The following is a 13,197-nucleotide window of genomic DNA, read 5'->3' on the forward strand; positions in this document are numbered from 1 at the left end:
CCATGAAAGCTGCCCTGCAAGACGAACCCGGCGAAGACATCGCTCAAGCCCTGGAAGACGGCTGGTTGCCGATCCGCGAAGTGGCGCGCCAGACCGGCGTCAACGCTGTGACCCTGCGCGCCTGGGAGCGTCGCTATGGCCTGATCGTGCCCCAGCGCACACCCAAGGGCCATCGGCTGTTCAGCGCCGACCATGTACAACGCATCCACGCCATCCTCACCTGGCTCAATCGCGGCGTGCCGGTCAGCCAGGTGAAGCACCTGATCGACTCTGCCCAGGCCAACACCGATACGTCGCAGAATGAATGGCACACCCTGCGCCAGACCTTGGTACAGGCCATCAGCGAACTGACCGAACGCCGGGTCGACGATGCCTTCAACCAGGCCATGGCGCTGTACCCGCCGCGCACCCTGTGTGAGCAACTGCTACTGCCGCTGATCAAGGAGCTGGAGCAGCGTTGGCAGGGCCAATTCGGCGCGCAGATGGAGCGGGTATTTTTCCTGTCCTGGCTGCGCAGCAAGTTCGGTGCGCGCATCTACCACAACAATCGCCAGTTGCACGGTGCGCCGCTGCTGCTGATTAACCAGTCCGACCTGCCCCTGGAGCCGCATTTGTGGCTCAGCGCCTGGCTGGCCAGCAGCGCCGACTGCCCCGTGGAAGTGTTTGACTGGCCGCTGCCCGCCGGCGAGCTCGCCCTTGCAGTCGAGCACCTGCAACCGCGCGCGGTCTTGCTGTATTCGAGCAAAGCCCTGCACCTGCCGGGCCTGACCAAGCTGCTCACGGGCGTCAGTCGCCCGACGCTGCTCGTCGGACCAACGGTCTGCATCCATCAGGCGGAGTTAGCCGTATTAACCCATGACACTCCTGAATTATTCGTGGCCGAAGATGTGTTGTCGGCCCACCAGCTACTGATACAGCGTGGACTTATTTAAATGCACTTGATCTGGCTGCGCACCGACCTGCGCCTACACGACAACACCGCCTTGGCCGCCGCGACCCAGCGAGGCCCGGTTGCCGCCGTGTACCTGATCACGCCTGAGCAATGGCTGGCCCACGATGATGCTCCGTGCAAGGTCGACTTCTGGCTGCGCAACCTGCAGCACTTGAGCAAAGACTTAGGCGAGCTGAACATTCCCCTGCTGATCCGCACAGCTGCCACCTGGGACCAGGCGCCCAGCGTGCTCAGCGAACTGTGCCGGGACCTGTCGGCGCAATCGCTGCACGTCAACGAGGAGTACGGCATTCATGAAAGCCGTCGTGACGCCGCCGTCGCCCAGGCGCTGGAAGCCGAGGGCGTGACTTTCCACAGTTACCTTGATCAATTGTTCTTCCAACCGGGCAGTGTGCTGACCAAGACCGGCACCTACTTCCAGGTCTTCAGTCAGTTCCGCAAGGTCTGCTACACACGGCTGCACAGCGCGCTTCCACAGTTAGTGCCCACGCCAAAGGCCCAGGCCAAACTCGACCTTAAAAGCGATCCGGTGCCGACCACCGTCGCAGGCTTCGAGCCGCCCAGCGACACCCTGCGTGCCCTATGGCCAGCCGGTGAGGACGAAGCCCGGCGGCGCCTCGATGCATTCGCCGACCAGCAGATCAGCTACTACAAAGACGAACGCGACTTCCCCGCCAAGCCCGGTACCAGCCAGCTGTCGGCCTACCTCGCTGCCGGCGTGGTTTCGCCGCGCCAGTGCCTGCATGCAGCGTTGCAGAGCAACCAAGGCGAATTCGAAAGTGGCGACATCGGCGCCATCACCTGGATCAACGAACTGCTCTGGCGTGAGTTCTATAAACACATTCTGGTGGGCTACCCACGGGTGTCCCGTCACCGTGCGTTCCGCCCCGAGACCGAGGACGTGGCCTGGCGTGATGCGCCCAAGGATCTGGCAGCCTGGCAAGAAGCTCGCACTGGCCTGCCGATCATCGACGCCGCCATGCGTCAATTGCTGGAAACCGGCTGGATGCACAACCGCCTGCGCATGGTAGTGGCAATGTTCCTGACCAAAAACCTGCTGATCGACTGGCGTGAAGGCGAGCGCTTCTTCATGCGTCACCTGATCGACGGCGACTTGGCCGCCAATAACGGTGGCTGGCAGTGGAGCTCGTCCACCGGTACCGACTCGGCGCCCTACTTCCGGATTTTCAGCCCGCTGAGCCAGTCAGAAAAATTCGACAGCGAAGGCGTGTTCATCAAGCACTGGCTGCCGGAATTGGCCGCACTGAATAAAAAGGAAGTGCATAACCCCGAAGCCGCCGGTGGTCTGTTTGGCGTGGCAGATTATCCGCGCTCGATTGTCGACTTGAAGAAGTCCCGCGAGCGCGCCCTGGCCGCCTTCCGTAGCCTGCCTTCACGTCAATCGGTCGTCGAACATGAGTGACTTCCTGCAACGCTTCGCCCAAACCTTCGCCACGCTGGACAAGCACAACCTGCACCTGCTCGACAGCCTGTACAGCAAGGACATTGCCTTTACCGACCCGCTGCACGAGGTCCATGGGCTGACCGCGTTGCACAGTTATTTCGCCGAGTTGTACAGCAACGTCAGCCAACTGCGCTTCGACTTCCACGGTTTCGACCAAGTGGCCGAAGGCGAAGGCTACCTGCGCTGGAAAATGAGTTTTTGCCACCCGCGCCTGGCCAACGGCCAAGTCATCCGGGTGGAAGGATGCTCGCACCTGATGTGGCGGGACAAGGTGTACCGCCACCGCGATTACTTCGATGCCGGCGCCATGCTCTACGAGCACCTGCCCGTGCTGGGCAGAGTCGTCAGTTGGCTCAAAAGGAGAGTGGGATGAACGCAGTGTCGCCACGTCGTTATTGGCTGACCGGTGCCAGCAGTGGGATAGGCGCCGCCTTGGCCGTGGAGCTGCTTAACAGCGGCGCCCATGTCGCCTTGAGTTCTCGCACCCAGGCACCGCTGGATGCGCTGGCTCTACGCTACCCCGGCCAAGTGTTGGTGGTGGCCGGTGACCTGACCAACAGCCAGACCGTGCGCGAAATTGGCGAGCACATCGGTGACGTCTGGGGCTCGCTCGACACCGTGATCCTTAACGCCGGCACCTGTGAATATGTCGACGCCAAGCAGTTTGATTCATCGATCATCGAGCATGTGGTGCGCACCAACCTGCTGGCCAGCAGTTATTGCATCGAAGCGGCCCTGCCGTTGTTGCGTGTCGGGCGTGCACCGCATCTGGTGGGCGTTGCCAGCGCCGTGACCTACCTGCCGATGCCCCGCGCAGAAGCCTATGGCGCGTCCAAGGCCGGCCTGCGTTATCTGTTCGAGTCCCTGCGCATCAGCCTGTCACCGGAAAATATCGACGTCACCGTGATCAGCCCGGGCTTCGTCGATACGCCACTGACCGAGCGCAATGACTTCCCGATGCCCCTGAGCTGGCCGGCCGACAAGGCTGCTCGGCATATATTCTCCAAGCTGGACAAACGCCCACTGGAAATCGCCTTCCCGGCCTTGTTTATCGCCACCCTGTGGCCGCTGTCGAAACTGCCTAATCGCGCGCAATTGATCATCGGCAAACGCATGCTGCGCAGCCCGCCACCGAAAAAGGACGACCTGTGAAGATCGCCATTATCGGCAGCGGCATTGCTGGCCTGACCAGCGCCTACCTGCTTAGCCGCAGTCACGAAGTCACCGTGTTCGAAGCGGGCGACCGTATCGGCGGGCATACCCATACGGTCAACGTCAGCGTCGACGGCAAAAGCTACGCAGTGGATACCGGCTTCATCGTGTTCAACGACTGGACCTACCCCAACTTCATCCGCTTGCTGGGGCAGATCGGTGTCTCGTTCAAACCCACCGAAATGAGCTTTTCGGTGTGTGACGAAAAAAACCGGTTCGAATACAACGGCAATAACCTCAACAGCCTGTTCGCCCAACGCCGCAATATCCTGTCGCCGGGCTTCTGGGGCATGTTGCGCGACATCCTGCGGTTCAACCGCCAGGCACCGCTGGACCTGCAGGAGCAACGCATCAGTGCCGAGATGACCTTGGGCGATTACCTCACGGCCGGCGGCTACGGCGAGCGCTTTGTGCGGCACTACATCGTGCCGATGGGTGCGGCGATCTGGTCGATGTCCCTGGCGGACATGCTGAGTTTTCCGCTGCAATTCTTTGTACGCTTCTTCAAGAACCACGGCTTGCTGTCGGTGAACAACCGGCCGCAGTGGTGTGTGATCGAAGGTGGATCCAGCAGCTATATCGAACCGCTGACCCGCGGCTTTCGCGAGCAGATCCGCCTCAACAGCCCTGTGCATAACGTCGAGCGCACCGAGCAAGGCGTAGTTATCCACAGTCCTGCCGGCAGCGAGGCATTTGATCGGGTGGTGTTCGCCTGTCATAGCGACCAGGCGCTGGCATTGCTCGCAGACCCAAGCCAGGCCGAACAAGAGATTCTCGGTGCCCTGCCCTACGCCGACAACGACGTGGTTTTGCACACCGACACGCGCCTGCTGCCCGACCGCAAACTGGCCTGGGCCAGTTGGAATTACCGGCTGAGCGGTAACACCCAGACTCAGGCCGCCGTCACCTATGACATGAACATCCTGCAAGGCATCGACAGCGCTACCACCTTTTGCGTCAGCCTCAACCAGACGCCGATGATCAACCCGCTGAAGATCCTCGCGCGCTTCACCTACGCGCATCCGCAATACAGCCTGGCGGCAGTGGCCGCGCAAAACCGCTGGGAAGAACTGGCCGGCGTTCGCAACACGTTTTATTGCGGCGCCTACTGGGCCAATGGTTTCCACGAAGACGGCGTGGTCAGCGCGCTGCGCGTGGCCCAGGCCTTTGGGGAAACCCTGTGAACAGCGCCCTGTACAGCGGCTGGATTGCCCATCGACGGTTTGCGCCCAAGGCCCATGCCTTTCGCTACCGCATCGGCCTGCTGTACCTGGATTTGAGCGAACAAGACGAAGTCCTCGGACTGTCACCGTTGGCCGGACCAAGTCGCCTGGCGCCCTTCGGCTTTCGTCAGCAGGACTATCTGCGTGAATTCACGCGTCACGGCATGAGCTTGAGCGATGCCGTGCGCCAGGAAGTCGGCAAGGCTCTGGGGCATACGCCTCAGGGCGTTATCTGCCTACTGACCCAGGCCCGCAGTTGGGGCCTGGCTTTTAATCCCGTGAGTTTCTTCTACTGTTTCGAGGCCGATGGGCAACTGGCCGCGATCTTGTGTGAAGTGACCAACACCCCGTGGCGCGAGCGCTACCACTACGTACTGCCGGCCCAAGCCCTGGGCGCTGATGAGCACCAGCATTTCGCGGTGGCCAAGGCCTTCCATGTGTCGCCGTTCCTGCCTCGCGACCTGGAATACCGCATGAGCTTCAGCCCGCCCGCAGACAGGCTCGGCGTGCACATGGCCGACTGGCAGGGCGAGCTGAAAGTCTTCGACGCCACCTTGAGCCTGCAAAAGGAAGCGCTGACCCGCGCCAGCCTGCATCGCTACTTGTGGCGATTTCCGTGGATGACCGCCAAGACTTGCCTGGCCATTTACTGGCAGGCGATACGCCTGTTTCTTAAACGCACACCGATTTTTTCCCACCGGGCCGCCGATGGCGCCTCTCGTACAGCAGTCGGGTATACCAAGGATCGCCGCCATGAAATCCCCTAGCTTATCGGTCAAGACCAGCCGCCTGAACGTCAACGGCGTGACCAGTGCGCTGCTGCGCAAGGGCGTACTGCGCCAACTCAGCCAATTGCGCCATGGCCAATTGGTGGTGATCGAGGAAGGCGAACGGCAGGTGTTCGGCGCACGGGAAGCGCACTTGCTGGGGGAAATCCAGATCCTCGACCCTGCGGTGTGGGGCCTGGTGGCGGCCAACGGTTCCATCGGCGCCGGCGAGGCGTTTATTCACGGCTATTGGAGCAGTCCGGACCTGACCGCGGTGGTACGTGTGATGGTCAGCAACCTGGACGTGCTCGACGCCATGGAAGGTGGCCTGGCGCGGCTGGCACGCCCGTTCACCCAAGGTCTGCACTGGCTCAACCGCAATACGCGCAAGGGCTCGCAGAAAAACATCGCCGCGCACTACGACCTTGGCAACGACCTGTTCGAAGAATTCCTCGACCCGACCATGATGTATTCGGCGGCGCAATTTCTGAGCGACGACGACACCCTGGAACAGGCGCAACTGAATAAGCTTGAACGCATCTGCCAGAAACTCGCGCTCAAACCCACCGACCACCTGCTGGAAATCGGCACCGGCTGGGGCAGCATGGCGCTATACGCGGCGCAACACTATGGCTGCAAGGTCACCACCACGACCTTGTCCAAGGAGCAATTCGCCTACACCGAAAAACGCATCGAAACCCTCGGTTTGCAAGGCAAGGTCACGCTGCTGCTGAGCGACTATCGCGACCTCACCGGCCAATACGACAAGCTGGTATCCATCGAGATGATCGAAGCCGTGGGCCATCGCTTTCTGCCCACCTATTTCAAGCAGTGCGCGCAACTGCTCAAGAGCGATGGGCTGATGCTGCTGCAGGCCATCACGATCCGTGAGCAACGGTTTGAGCAGGCGAAGAACAGCGTGGACTTTATCCAGCGCTACATTTTCCCCGGCGGCGCCCTGCCCAGTGTGCAGAACATGCTGCAGATCGTCAGCCGCGACACCGATATGAACCTGCTGCACATGGAAGACTTTGGCCTGCACTACGCGCGAACCTTGCGCCTGTGGCATGAGAACTTTCGCCGCGCCCACGGCCGTCTGACGGAGCTGGGCTATGACGAATACTTTTTGCGGTTGTGGGAGTTTTACCTCTGCTACTGCGAAGGTGGCTTTATGGAGCGCACTATCGGCACCGCGCAATTGCTGCTGGCCAAACCGGCAGCCATCAACCCGCCGTTGCTCGGGCGCTTCAATGCTTAAAACCCTGGCCAATGCCGCGCTGTTCCAGTGCGGCTGGTTTGCCTGTGTGCTGGGCGGCGACAGCCTATGGCTGCTGGTTGGCCTGGCGGTGCTGGCCGTTCACCTGCTGTGGATAAGTGCGTGGGCTGAGGACGGTGTACTGATCATCAGCGTGATGCTGGTGGGCACCGCAGTGGACACGCTGCTGCGCGCCGTAGGGGTTTTCCAGTTCAGCGAGCCGGGGCCATTGATTCCGTTCTGGTTGATGCTGCTATGGGCATTGCTGGCGACCACCCTGCGCCATTGCCTGGCCTGGAGCGCGCGGCCGTGGTGGCGTGCCGCACTGCTGGGCGCGATGGGCGGGCCGTTGTCCTACTACGCGGGGAGCCAATTGACCGATGTTCAATTTGGCTACGGCCTGGGCCCTACAATGGCCGGCCTTGCCGTGCTTTGGGCGGTGCTTTTTGTCGGGCTGCACCGGCTGGCACGCTGACGTCCGTCAGAGCATTCATACGTAAATGACCGGCTTGCCTTACACTGCTCGCCTATGACCAACATCCCCCACACCCAAATCACTGAGCCCACCGTCACCTGCTCGACGTGCGCGGCCTGCTGCTGCCAGCTGGAAGTCATGTTGATCACCGACACCGGCGTGCCGGAGCGCTATATCGACACCGACGACTGGGGCGGCGAAGTGATGCTGCGCCTGGACGACGGCTGGTGCGCGGCGCTGGATCGGGACACGATGATGTGCACGATTTATGAGCGTCGGCCGCTGATTTGTCGGGAATTCGAGATGGGCGCACCGGAGTGCCTGACCGAACGCGAAGGAATCGCCACGGCGTACCGCTGATCTCAGGCCAGTGACGACCTCAATGTGGAAGGGGCTTGACCCCGATAGTGGTGGATCAGTTGGAAAATTCCGCGACTGACACTCCGCCATCGGGGCAAGCCCCCTCCCACAAGGTTTTGAATTACAGCGGCATCGTGTAGTGCAGTGAGTAGCTTTCTACACCGTCGTTATTGCTGCTGATCCCGGCATTAGAGTAGTGCGTGGCGCGAATGCCCACTTCATGCCCACCGGTGAAGCGCAGGCCGAAACCCAAGCGGTCTTCGAACTGGAAAGCCTGGCCGATGTTGTTGTCCTCCAGCTTGGTACGGGAGAACACCGCCACGCCGATCCCGGCTTCGATGTAGGGCTTGACCGACTGACCGGCAAATTCATACACAAAGACAGGCGAGAACGACAGGCTGCTGGCACCTGCACGGTCATCACCTTCCCAATAGGTATAAGCGCCGCTCCAATAGCCGGTCAGGCGACCGACATCACTTTGCATCCAACTCTTGTCCCAATCCGACGTCAGCCCCAATCGATAGGTGAGCGTCGAATCACTGGTGGCCCCCAGGCCAAACTCAAGCCCGGCGGCCTGCGCCGAAAAAGAGTGTCCCACCACAGCGGCCGCAATCGCAGCCAAACAGAACAAGCGCTTCATAAGAAACATCCTTTCCGAACGAAGTTATATGGTTTTGTACAAGCAATCTGGCTATAGAAGCCTACGCAGTGCCAGAAGTTCAGCGTCTAATGGCGATATTTCACGAAATTTTCACGCGCCAAAGCTTCGCACAACTCCGGAATATTTCCACAGTGTCGGTAGGATATTTCTTAAGTGATACACATCACCGCTGGTCCAGAACTGCGCAGGCTCAGGATCACCGTGGGCAAGCAGGTCGCGCTCGCCCAATAAACGCTTGAGCTGGCGAGCCACGGCGGCGCCGGTGTCGATGAGGATGATGCTGGGGGGCAGCATCTGCGCCAGGAGCGGCTTGAGGAAGGGATAGTGGGTGCAACCGAGGATGAGCGTGTCGCAACCGGCGCTTAGCAGCGGCTCGATGTAGCCCTGCAACAACTGACGCAGGGCCGGGCTGTGCAGATCACCGGTTTCAATCAGCTCCACCAGGCCCGGGCACGGTTGGGTAATCACCTGCACATCGGTGGCGAAACGGTCGAGCAACGCGGCGAACTTGGCACTTTGCAAAGTACCGGTGGTGGCCAGCACACCGACCACGCCACTGCGCGTGGCGGCAGCCGCAGGTTTGACGGCGGGTTCCATGCCCACCAGCGGCCAATCGGGATAGTCCTGGCGCAAGTCGGCTACGGCGGCGACGGTCGCGGTATTGCAAGCGATCACGAACGCCTTGGCGCCCCGTTCGCGGAAAAACTCAGCGACCCGCCGTGAACGCTCACGAATAAATTCGGGGGTTTTCTCGCCATAGGGGATATGTCCGCAATCGGCCACGTACAGCAGCGATTCGTGGGGCAACAGTTGCTGGATTTCATCCAGCACCGACAAGCCGCCGACCCCGGAATCGAACACACCGATCGGCGCGTCCTTAACCATGTTGCGTCCCACAGACACTGCAACCGGGATCACGCTTGACCCGCAATTCACGAAAGCGCGTGGTCAAGGCATCAATCAATAACAAGCGACCCACCAACGGTTCACCAAAACAGGCGAGCAGCTTCAAGGCTTCCAAGGCTTGCAGGCTACCGACCAGCCCCACCAACGGCCCGACCACCCCCGCTTCGCTGCACGTAAGCTCGGTGTCGCTGCCATGCCCGTATAAACAGTGGTAACACGGGCTTTCAGCGCGACGCGGGTCGAAGACAGACAATTGGCCTTCAAGCCGAATTGCCGCGCCGCTGATCAACGGCTTGGCTGCGACGACGCAGGCGGCGTTGACCGCTTCGCGTGTGGAGAAGTTGTCGCTGCAATCGAGCACCACGTCTACCGCCGCCACTGCGGCCGCCAGGGAGTCGGCGTCCAGCGCGGTGCGATGGGCAACCAACGTGATTTCAGGGTTGATGGCGGTCAGACGGCGCAACGCCGAGTCGACCTTGGTCTGCCCGACGCTGTCGGTGTCATGGATGATCTGGCGTTGCAGGTTGGTCAGGTCGACGGTGTCGAAGTCAGCCAAATGCAGCTCGCCCACACCCGCAGCGGCCAGATACAGCGCCACCGGCGCGCCCAGGCCACCGAGCCCGACGATCAGAGCACGGCTGTTTTTCAGGCGTAATTGGCCCTCGATGTCGACATGTTGCAACAGAATCTGTCGGCTATAGCGCAACAGCTCCTGATCAGTCAGCACGGGCGACGTCCCAGGGTGATGCGTTCGTGACCACCGAGGTCGAGACGGCTATGCACTTCGTCAAAACCCTGGCTCAGCAACAGATCACGTACGGCCAAAGCCTGATCGTAACCGTGTTCGAGCAGCAGCCAGCCACCCGCATTCAGGTGGGCCGGCGCCTCGTTGATGATCAATCGCAAGTCGTCCAAACCATCGTGGCCGGCAACCAGCGCACTGGCTGGTTCGAAACGTACATCGCCTGCGACCAGATGCGGGTCGTTGTCGGCGATATAAGGCGGATTACTGATGATCAGATCGTAGCTGCGACCTTGCAGTGAGCTGAACCAATGACTGCTCAGCACTGTGGCGTTATTCAGGTGAAGACGCTGGCGGTTGCGTTCGGCCAGGGCCACGGCTTCAAGCACACGGTCGACGGCCGTGACTTGCCAGGCCGGGCGCTCACTGGCCAGGGCCAGGGCGATGGCGCCGCTGCCGGTGCCGAGGTCGAGAACCTTGGCTGGCGTGGCCGGCAGTAATTCCAGGGCCGCCTCCACCAGCAGTTCGGTTTCCGGACGCGGGATCAGCGTGTGAGGCGCGACCTCCAGGTCCAGCTTCCAGAAGCCTTGCTGGCCGAGAATATAAGCGACCGGCTCACCCCCGCGGCGGCGCTGGAGATAGTCGGCAAAGGTCAGAGCGTCTTCGCTGCTGACGATTTTTTCCGGCCAGGTGTGCAGGTAGCTGCGGGATTTGCCCAGGGCAGCCGCCAGCAACAATTCCACATCCAGGCGCGCAGTGGGCGAGTCTGGCAAATCAGCGGCACGCAGCAGGCTGGCGATGATGGTCATTTATTCACCTATCGCGGCCAGTTGATCGGCCTGGTATTCGGCGAGCAAGGGCTCGATCACCGCATCGACGCCACCGGCGAGAATCTCGTCGAGGGAGTACAGGGTGAGGTTGACCCGGTGGTCGGTGACCCGGCCCTGGGCAAAGTTGTAGGTGCGAATGCGCTCTGAACGGTCGCCCGAACCCACCAGCAACTTGCGCTCACTGGCAATCGCATTGGCGGCGGCGCTGGTTTGCTGGTCGTTGAGTTTGGCCGACAACCAGGACATGGCCCGTGCACGGTTCTTGTGCTGGGAACGCTCTTCCTGGCATTCCACCACGATGCCCGACGGCAAGTGGGTGATGCGGATCGCCGAGTCAGTCTTGTTGACGTGCTGCCCCCCGGCACCCGACGAGCGATAAGTGTCCACGCGCAAGTCCGCGGGGTTGATCTCGATGGCTTCCTGCTCGTCAGGCTCAGGCAGTACGGCCACGGTGCACGCGGAGGTGTGGATACGGCCTTGAGATTCGGTCGCTGGTACACGTTGTACGCGGTGCGCGCCGGATTCGAACTTCAGCTTGCCGTAGACATTTTCGCCTTCAACCCGCGCGATGACTTCTTTATAGCCGCCGTGCTCGCCCTCGTTCTCGGACAGGATCTCCACACGCCAGCCACGTCGCTCGGCATAGCGCGAATACATGCGGAAGAGGTCGCCAGAGAAAATCGCCGCCTCGTCACCACCGGTGCCGGCGCGGATTTCGAGGAACACGTTGCGTCCGTCGTTGGGATCCTTGGGCAGCAGCATGCGTTGCAGGTCGCCTTCCAGCGCGATCAGCTTGTCCTTGGCTTCGCGGACTTCTTCGACGGCCATTTCGCGCATGTCCGGGTCGCTGTCCTTGAGCAGCGCCTGGGCGCCTTCAAGGTCGGCCTGGGTCTTCAGCCATTGCCCGTAGGTGCTTACGATCGGCTCAACTTCCGCGTATTCCTTGGAATAGGTACGGAATTTGGTCTGATCGGAGATGACTTCGCCATCGCCGAGCAAGGCGGTCAGTTCTTCGAAACGGTCCTGGAGCACGTCCAGTTTATTGAGCAGTGACGCTTTCATTGCGATTTTTTATCCGAAGAGCTATCTGACGCGCCCTCACCGAGGGCAAAGAGTTCCTGGGCCATGGCCAGCGCATCGAGGCGGCCTTCGGCAGTCAATTTTTTAAGCTGCACGCTGGGGGCGTGGAGTAACTTGTTGGTCAGGCCACGGGCCAGTTGCATCAGCACCTCTTCGGCGCTACCGCCGTTGGCCAGCAAACGCTGAGCCTTGAGCAGCTCCTCGTCGCGCAGGCGTTCGCCCTGCTGACGATACGCCTTGAGCACATCCACCGCCGCCAGTTCACGCAGACGCACCATAAAATCTTCGGCACCGGTGCTGACCATCTCCTCGGCAGCCTGGGCAGCCCCTTGGCGACTCTTGAGATTTTCGGCGACCACTTCGTGCAGGTCGTCGACGCTATAGAGGTAAACGTCGTCCAACTCGCCGACTTCGGGCTCGATATCCCGGGGAACGGCGATATCCACCATGAAAATCGGTTTATGCTTGCGCAGCTTCAGCGCACTTTCCACCGCGCCTTTGCCCAGAATCGGCAATTGGCTGGCAGTGGAGCTGATGACGATATCGCTGCGCACCAATTCAGCCGGAATATCCGCCAGCAGCACGGCGTGGGCACCGAATTGTTCGGCGAGGATGCTAGCCCGCTCCAGGGTGCGGTTGGCGACCACGATGCGCTTTACACCCAGGTCATGCAGATGACGGGCGACCAGGGTGATGGTCTCGCCGGCGCCAATCAGCAAGGCCTGGCTGCGCTGCAAGTCGCTGAAAATCTGTTTGGCCAGGCTGACGGCGGCAAATGCCACGGACACCGGGTTTTCGCCGATGGCTGTATCAGTGCGCACTTGCTTGGCAGAATTGAACGTGGCCTGAAACAGCCGACCCAGCAACGGACCAACGGTACCGGCCTCACGCGCCACGGCGTAGGCAGACTTCATCTGGCCCAGAATCTGCGGCTCGCCCAACACCAGCGAATCGAGACCAGCGGCCACACGCATCATGTGACGAACTGCCGCATCCTCTTCGTGCACATAAGCGCATGCGCGCAGGTCGTCGAGGCTCAAATGGTGGTAATCGGCCAGCCAGCGCAGGACGACATCCGCTGAAAGATGTTCCTGCTCTATATAAAGCTCGCTGCGATTGCAGGTCGAAAGGATCGCAGCTTCGCGGCTGTCGGTGAGCCGGCAGAGCTGCTGCAAGGCCTCAACCAACTGCTCTGGCGTAAACGCCACGCGCTCGCGCACGTCTACGGAGGCAGTCTTGTGGTTAATACCGAGTGCGAGGAAGGCCATT

At 61.1% G+C, this 13,197-nt stretch carries 15 protein-coding genes; 9 read left to right on the top strand and 6 right to left on the bottom strand.

Annotated elements, in window-relative coordinates; all coding sequences use genetic code 11:
• Positions 1–2 precede the first annotated feature (2 nt).
• The 9 genes from AB4N82_RS06030 to AB4N82_RS06070 are packed head-to-tail and all read left to right on the top strand — an operon-like array spanning position 3 to position 7,709.
• Positions 3–932: a MerR family transcriptional regulator gene (locus AB4N82_RS06030; protein WP_095183779.1), complete on the top strand. Its 930-nt coding sequence runs from the start codon at positions 3–5 to the stop codon at positions 930–932.
• Positions 933–2,375, top strand: a complete 1,443-nt coding sequence (gene phrB / locus AB4N82_RS06035; protein ID WP_122764711.1) for a deoxyribodipyrimidine photo-lyase — start codon at positions 933–935, stop codon at positions 2,373–2,375.
• On the top strand, positions 2,368–2,790 hold the full coding sequence (locus AB4N82_RS06040; protein WP_032886136.1) for a nuclear transport factor 2 family protein: 423 nt from the start codon (positions 2,368–2,370) through the stop codon (positions 2,788–2,790). Before phrB ends, AB4N82_RS06040 begins: the two co-directional genes overlap by 8 nt.
• A complete protein-coding gene (locus AB4N82_RS06045) occupies positions 2,787–3,569 on the top strand; it encodes an SDR family NAD(P)-dependent oxidoreductase (RefSeq protein WP_032886135.1) in 783 nt (260 codons plus the stop codon). The genes AB4N82_RS06040 and AB4N82_RS06045 overlap by 4 nt, the downstream gene beginning before the upstream one ends.
• Positions 3,566–4,813 carry an NAD(P)/FAD-dependent oxidoreductase gene (locus tag AB4N82_RS06050; RefSeq protein WP_122764710.1) on the top strand — a complete coding sequence of 416 codons (1,248 nt, stop codon included), beginning with the start codon at positions 3,566–3,568 and terminating at the stop codon, positions 4,811–4,813. The genes AB4N82_RS06045 and AB4N82_RS06050 overlap by 4 nt, the downstream gene beginning before the upstream one ends.
• Positions 4,810–5,619 (top strand): DUF1365 domain-containing protein, encoded by an 810-nt coding sequence (locus tag AB4N82_RS06055; RefSeq protein ID WP_095183775.1) that lies wholly within the window; start codon positions 4,810–4,812, stop codon positions 5,617–5,619. Before AB4N82_RS06050 ends, AB4N82_RS06055 begins: the two co-directional genes overlap by 4 nt.
• Positions 5,606–6,877, top strand: coding sequence for an SAM-dependent methyltransferase (locus AB4N82_RS06060; RefSeq protein WP_122764709.1), 1,272 nt, complete (start codon positions 5,606–5,608; stop codon positions 6,875–6,877). The genes AB4N82_RS06055 and AB4N82_RS06060 overlap by 14 nt, the downstream gene beginning before the upstream one ends.
• A complete protein-coding gene (locus AB4N82_RS06065; RefSeq protein ID WP_032886128.1) occupies positions 6,870–7,349 on the top strand; it encodes a DUF2878 domain-containing protein in 480 nt (159 codons plus the stop codon). Before AB4N82_RS06060 ends, AB4N82_RS06065 begins: the two co-directional genes overlap by 8 nt.
• 54 nt (positions 7,350–7,403) lie before the next feature.
• Positions 7,404–7,709: a YkgJ family cysteine cluster protein gene (locus AB4N82_RS06070; RefSeq protein ID WP_032886126.1), complete on the top strand. Its 306-nt coding sequence runs from the start codon at positions 7,404–7,406 to the stop codon at positions 7,707–7,709.
• Positions 7,710–7,830: 121 nt separating this feature from the next.
• Here the strand turns inward: AB4N82_RS06070 and AB4N82_RS06075 are convergent, their stop codons facing one another.
• The 6 genes from AB4N82_RS06075 to hemA form a co-directional block, all read right to left on the bottom strand.
• Entirely contained in the window at positions 7,831–8,349 is a 519-nt protein-coding gene (locus tag AB4N82_RS06075) for an acyloxyacyl hydrolase (RefSeq protein ID WP_032886125.1), read from the bottom strand.
• A gap of 111 nt (positions 8,350–8,460) precedes the next feature.
• Positions 8,461–9,255 (bottom strand): glutamate racemase, encoded by a 795-nt coding sequence (murI, locus tag AB4N82_RS06080; RefSeq protein ID WP_032886124.1) that lies wholly within the window; start codon positions 9,253–9,255, stop codon positions 8,461–8,463.
• Positions 9,248–10,003 (bottom strand): molybdopterin-synthase adenylyltransferase MoeB, encoded by a 756-nt coding sequence (locus AB4N82_RS06085; RefSeq protein WP_122764708.1) that lies wholly within the window; start codon positions 10,001–10,003, stop codon positions 9,248–9,250. The genes murI and AB4N82_RS06085 overlap by 8 nt, the downstream gene beginning before the upstream one ends.
• Positions 9,997–10,827, bottom strand: a complete 831-nt coding sequence (prmC, locus tag AB4N82_RS06090; protein ID WP_032886122.1) for a peptide chain release factor N(5)-glutamine methyltransferase — start codon at positions 10,825–10,827, stop codon at positions 9,997–9,999. Before prmC ends, AB4N82_RS06085 begins: the two co-directional genes overlap by 7 nt.
• Positions 10,828–11,910 (bottom strand): peptide chain release factor 1, encoded by a 1,083-nt coding sequence (prfA, locus tag AB4N82_RS06095; protein ID WP_032886121.1) that lies wholly within the window; start codon positions 11,908–11,910, stop codon positions 10,828–10,830.
• The gene (gene hemA, locus AB4N82_RS06100; RefSeq protein WP_032886119.1) at positions 11,907–13,196 is read right to left on the bottom strand and encodes a glutamyl-tRNA reductase; all 1,290 of its coding nucleotides are present in this window, start codon (positions 13,194–13,196) and stop codon (positions 11,907–11,909) included. Before hemA ends, prfA begins: the two co-directional genes overlap by 4 nt.
• Position 13,197: the final 1 nt, after the last annotated feature.

This window comes from Pseudomonas sp. H1_D04, from assembly GCF_054683855.1.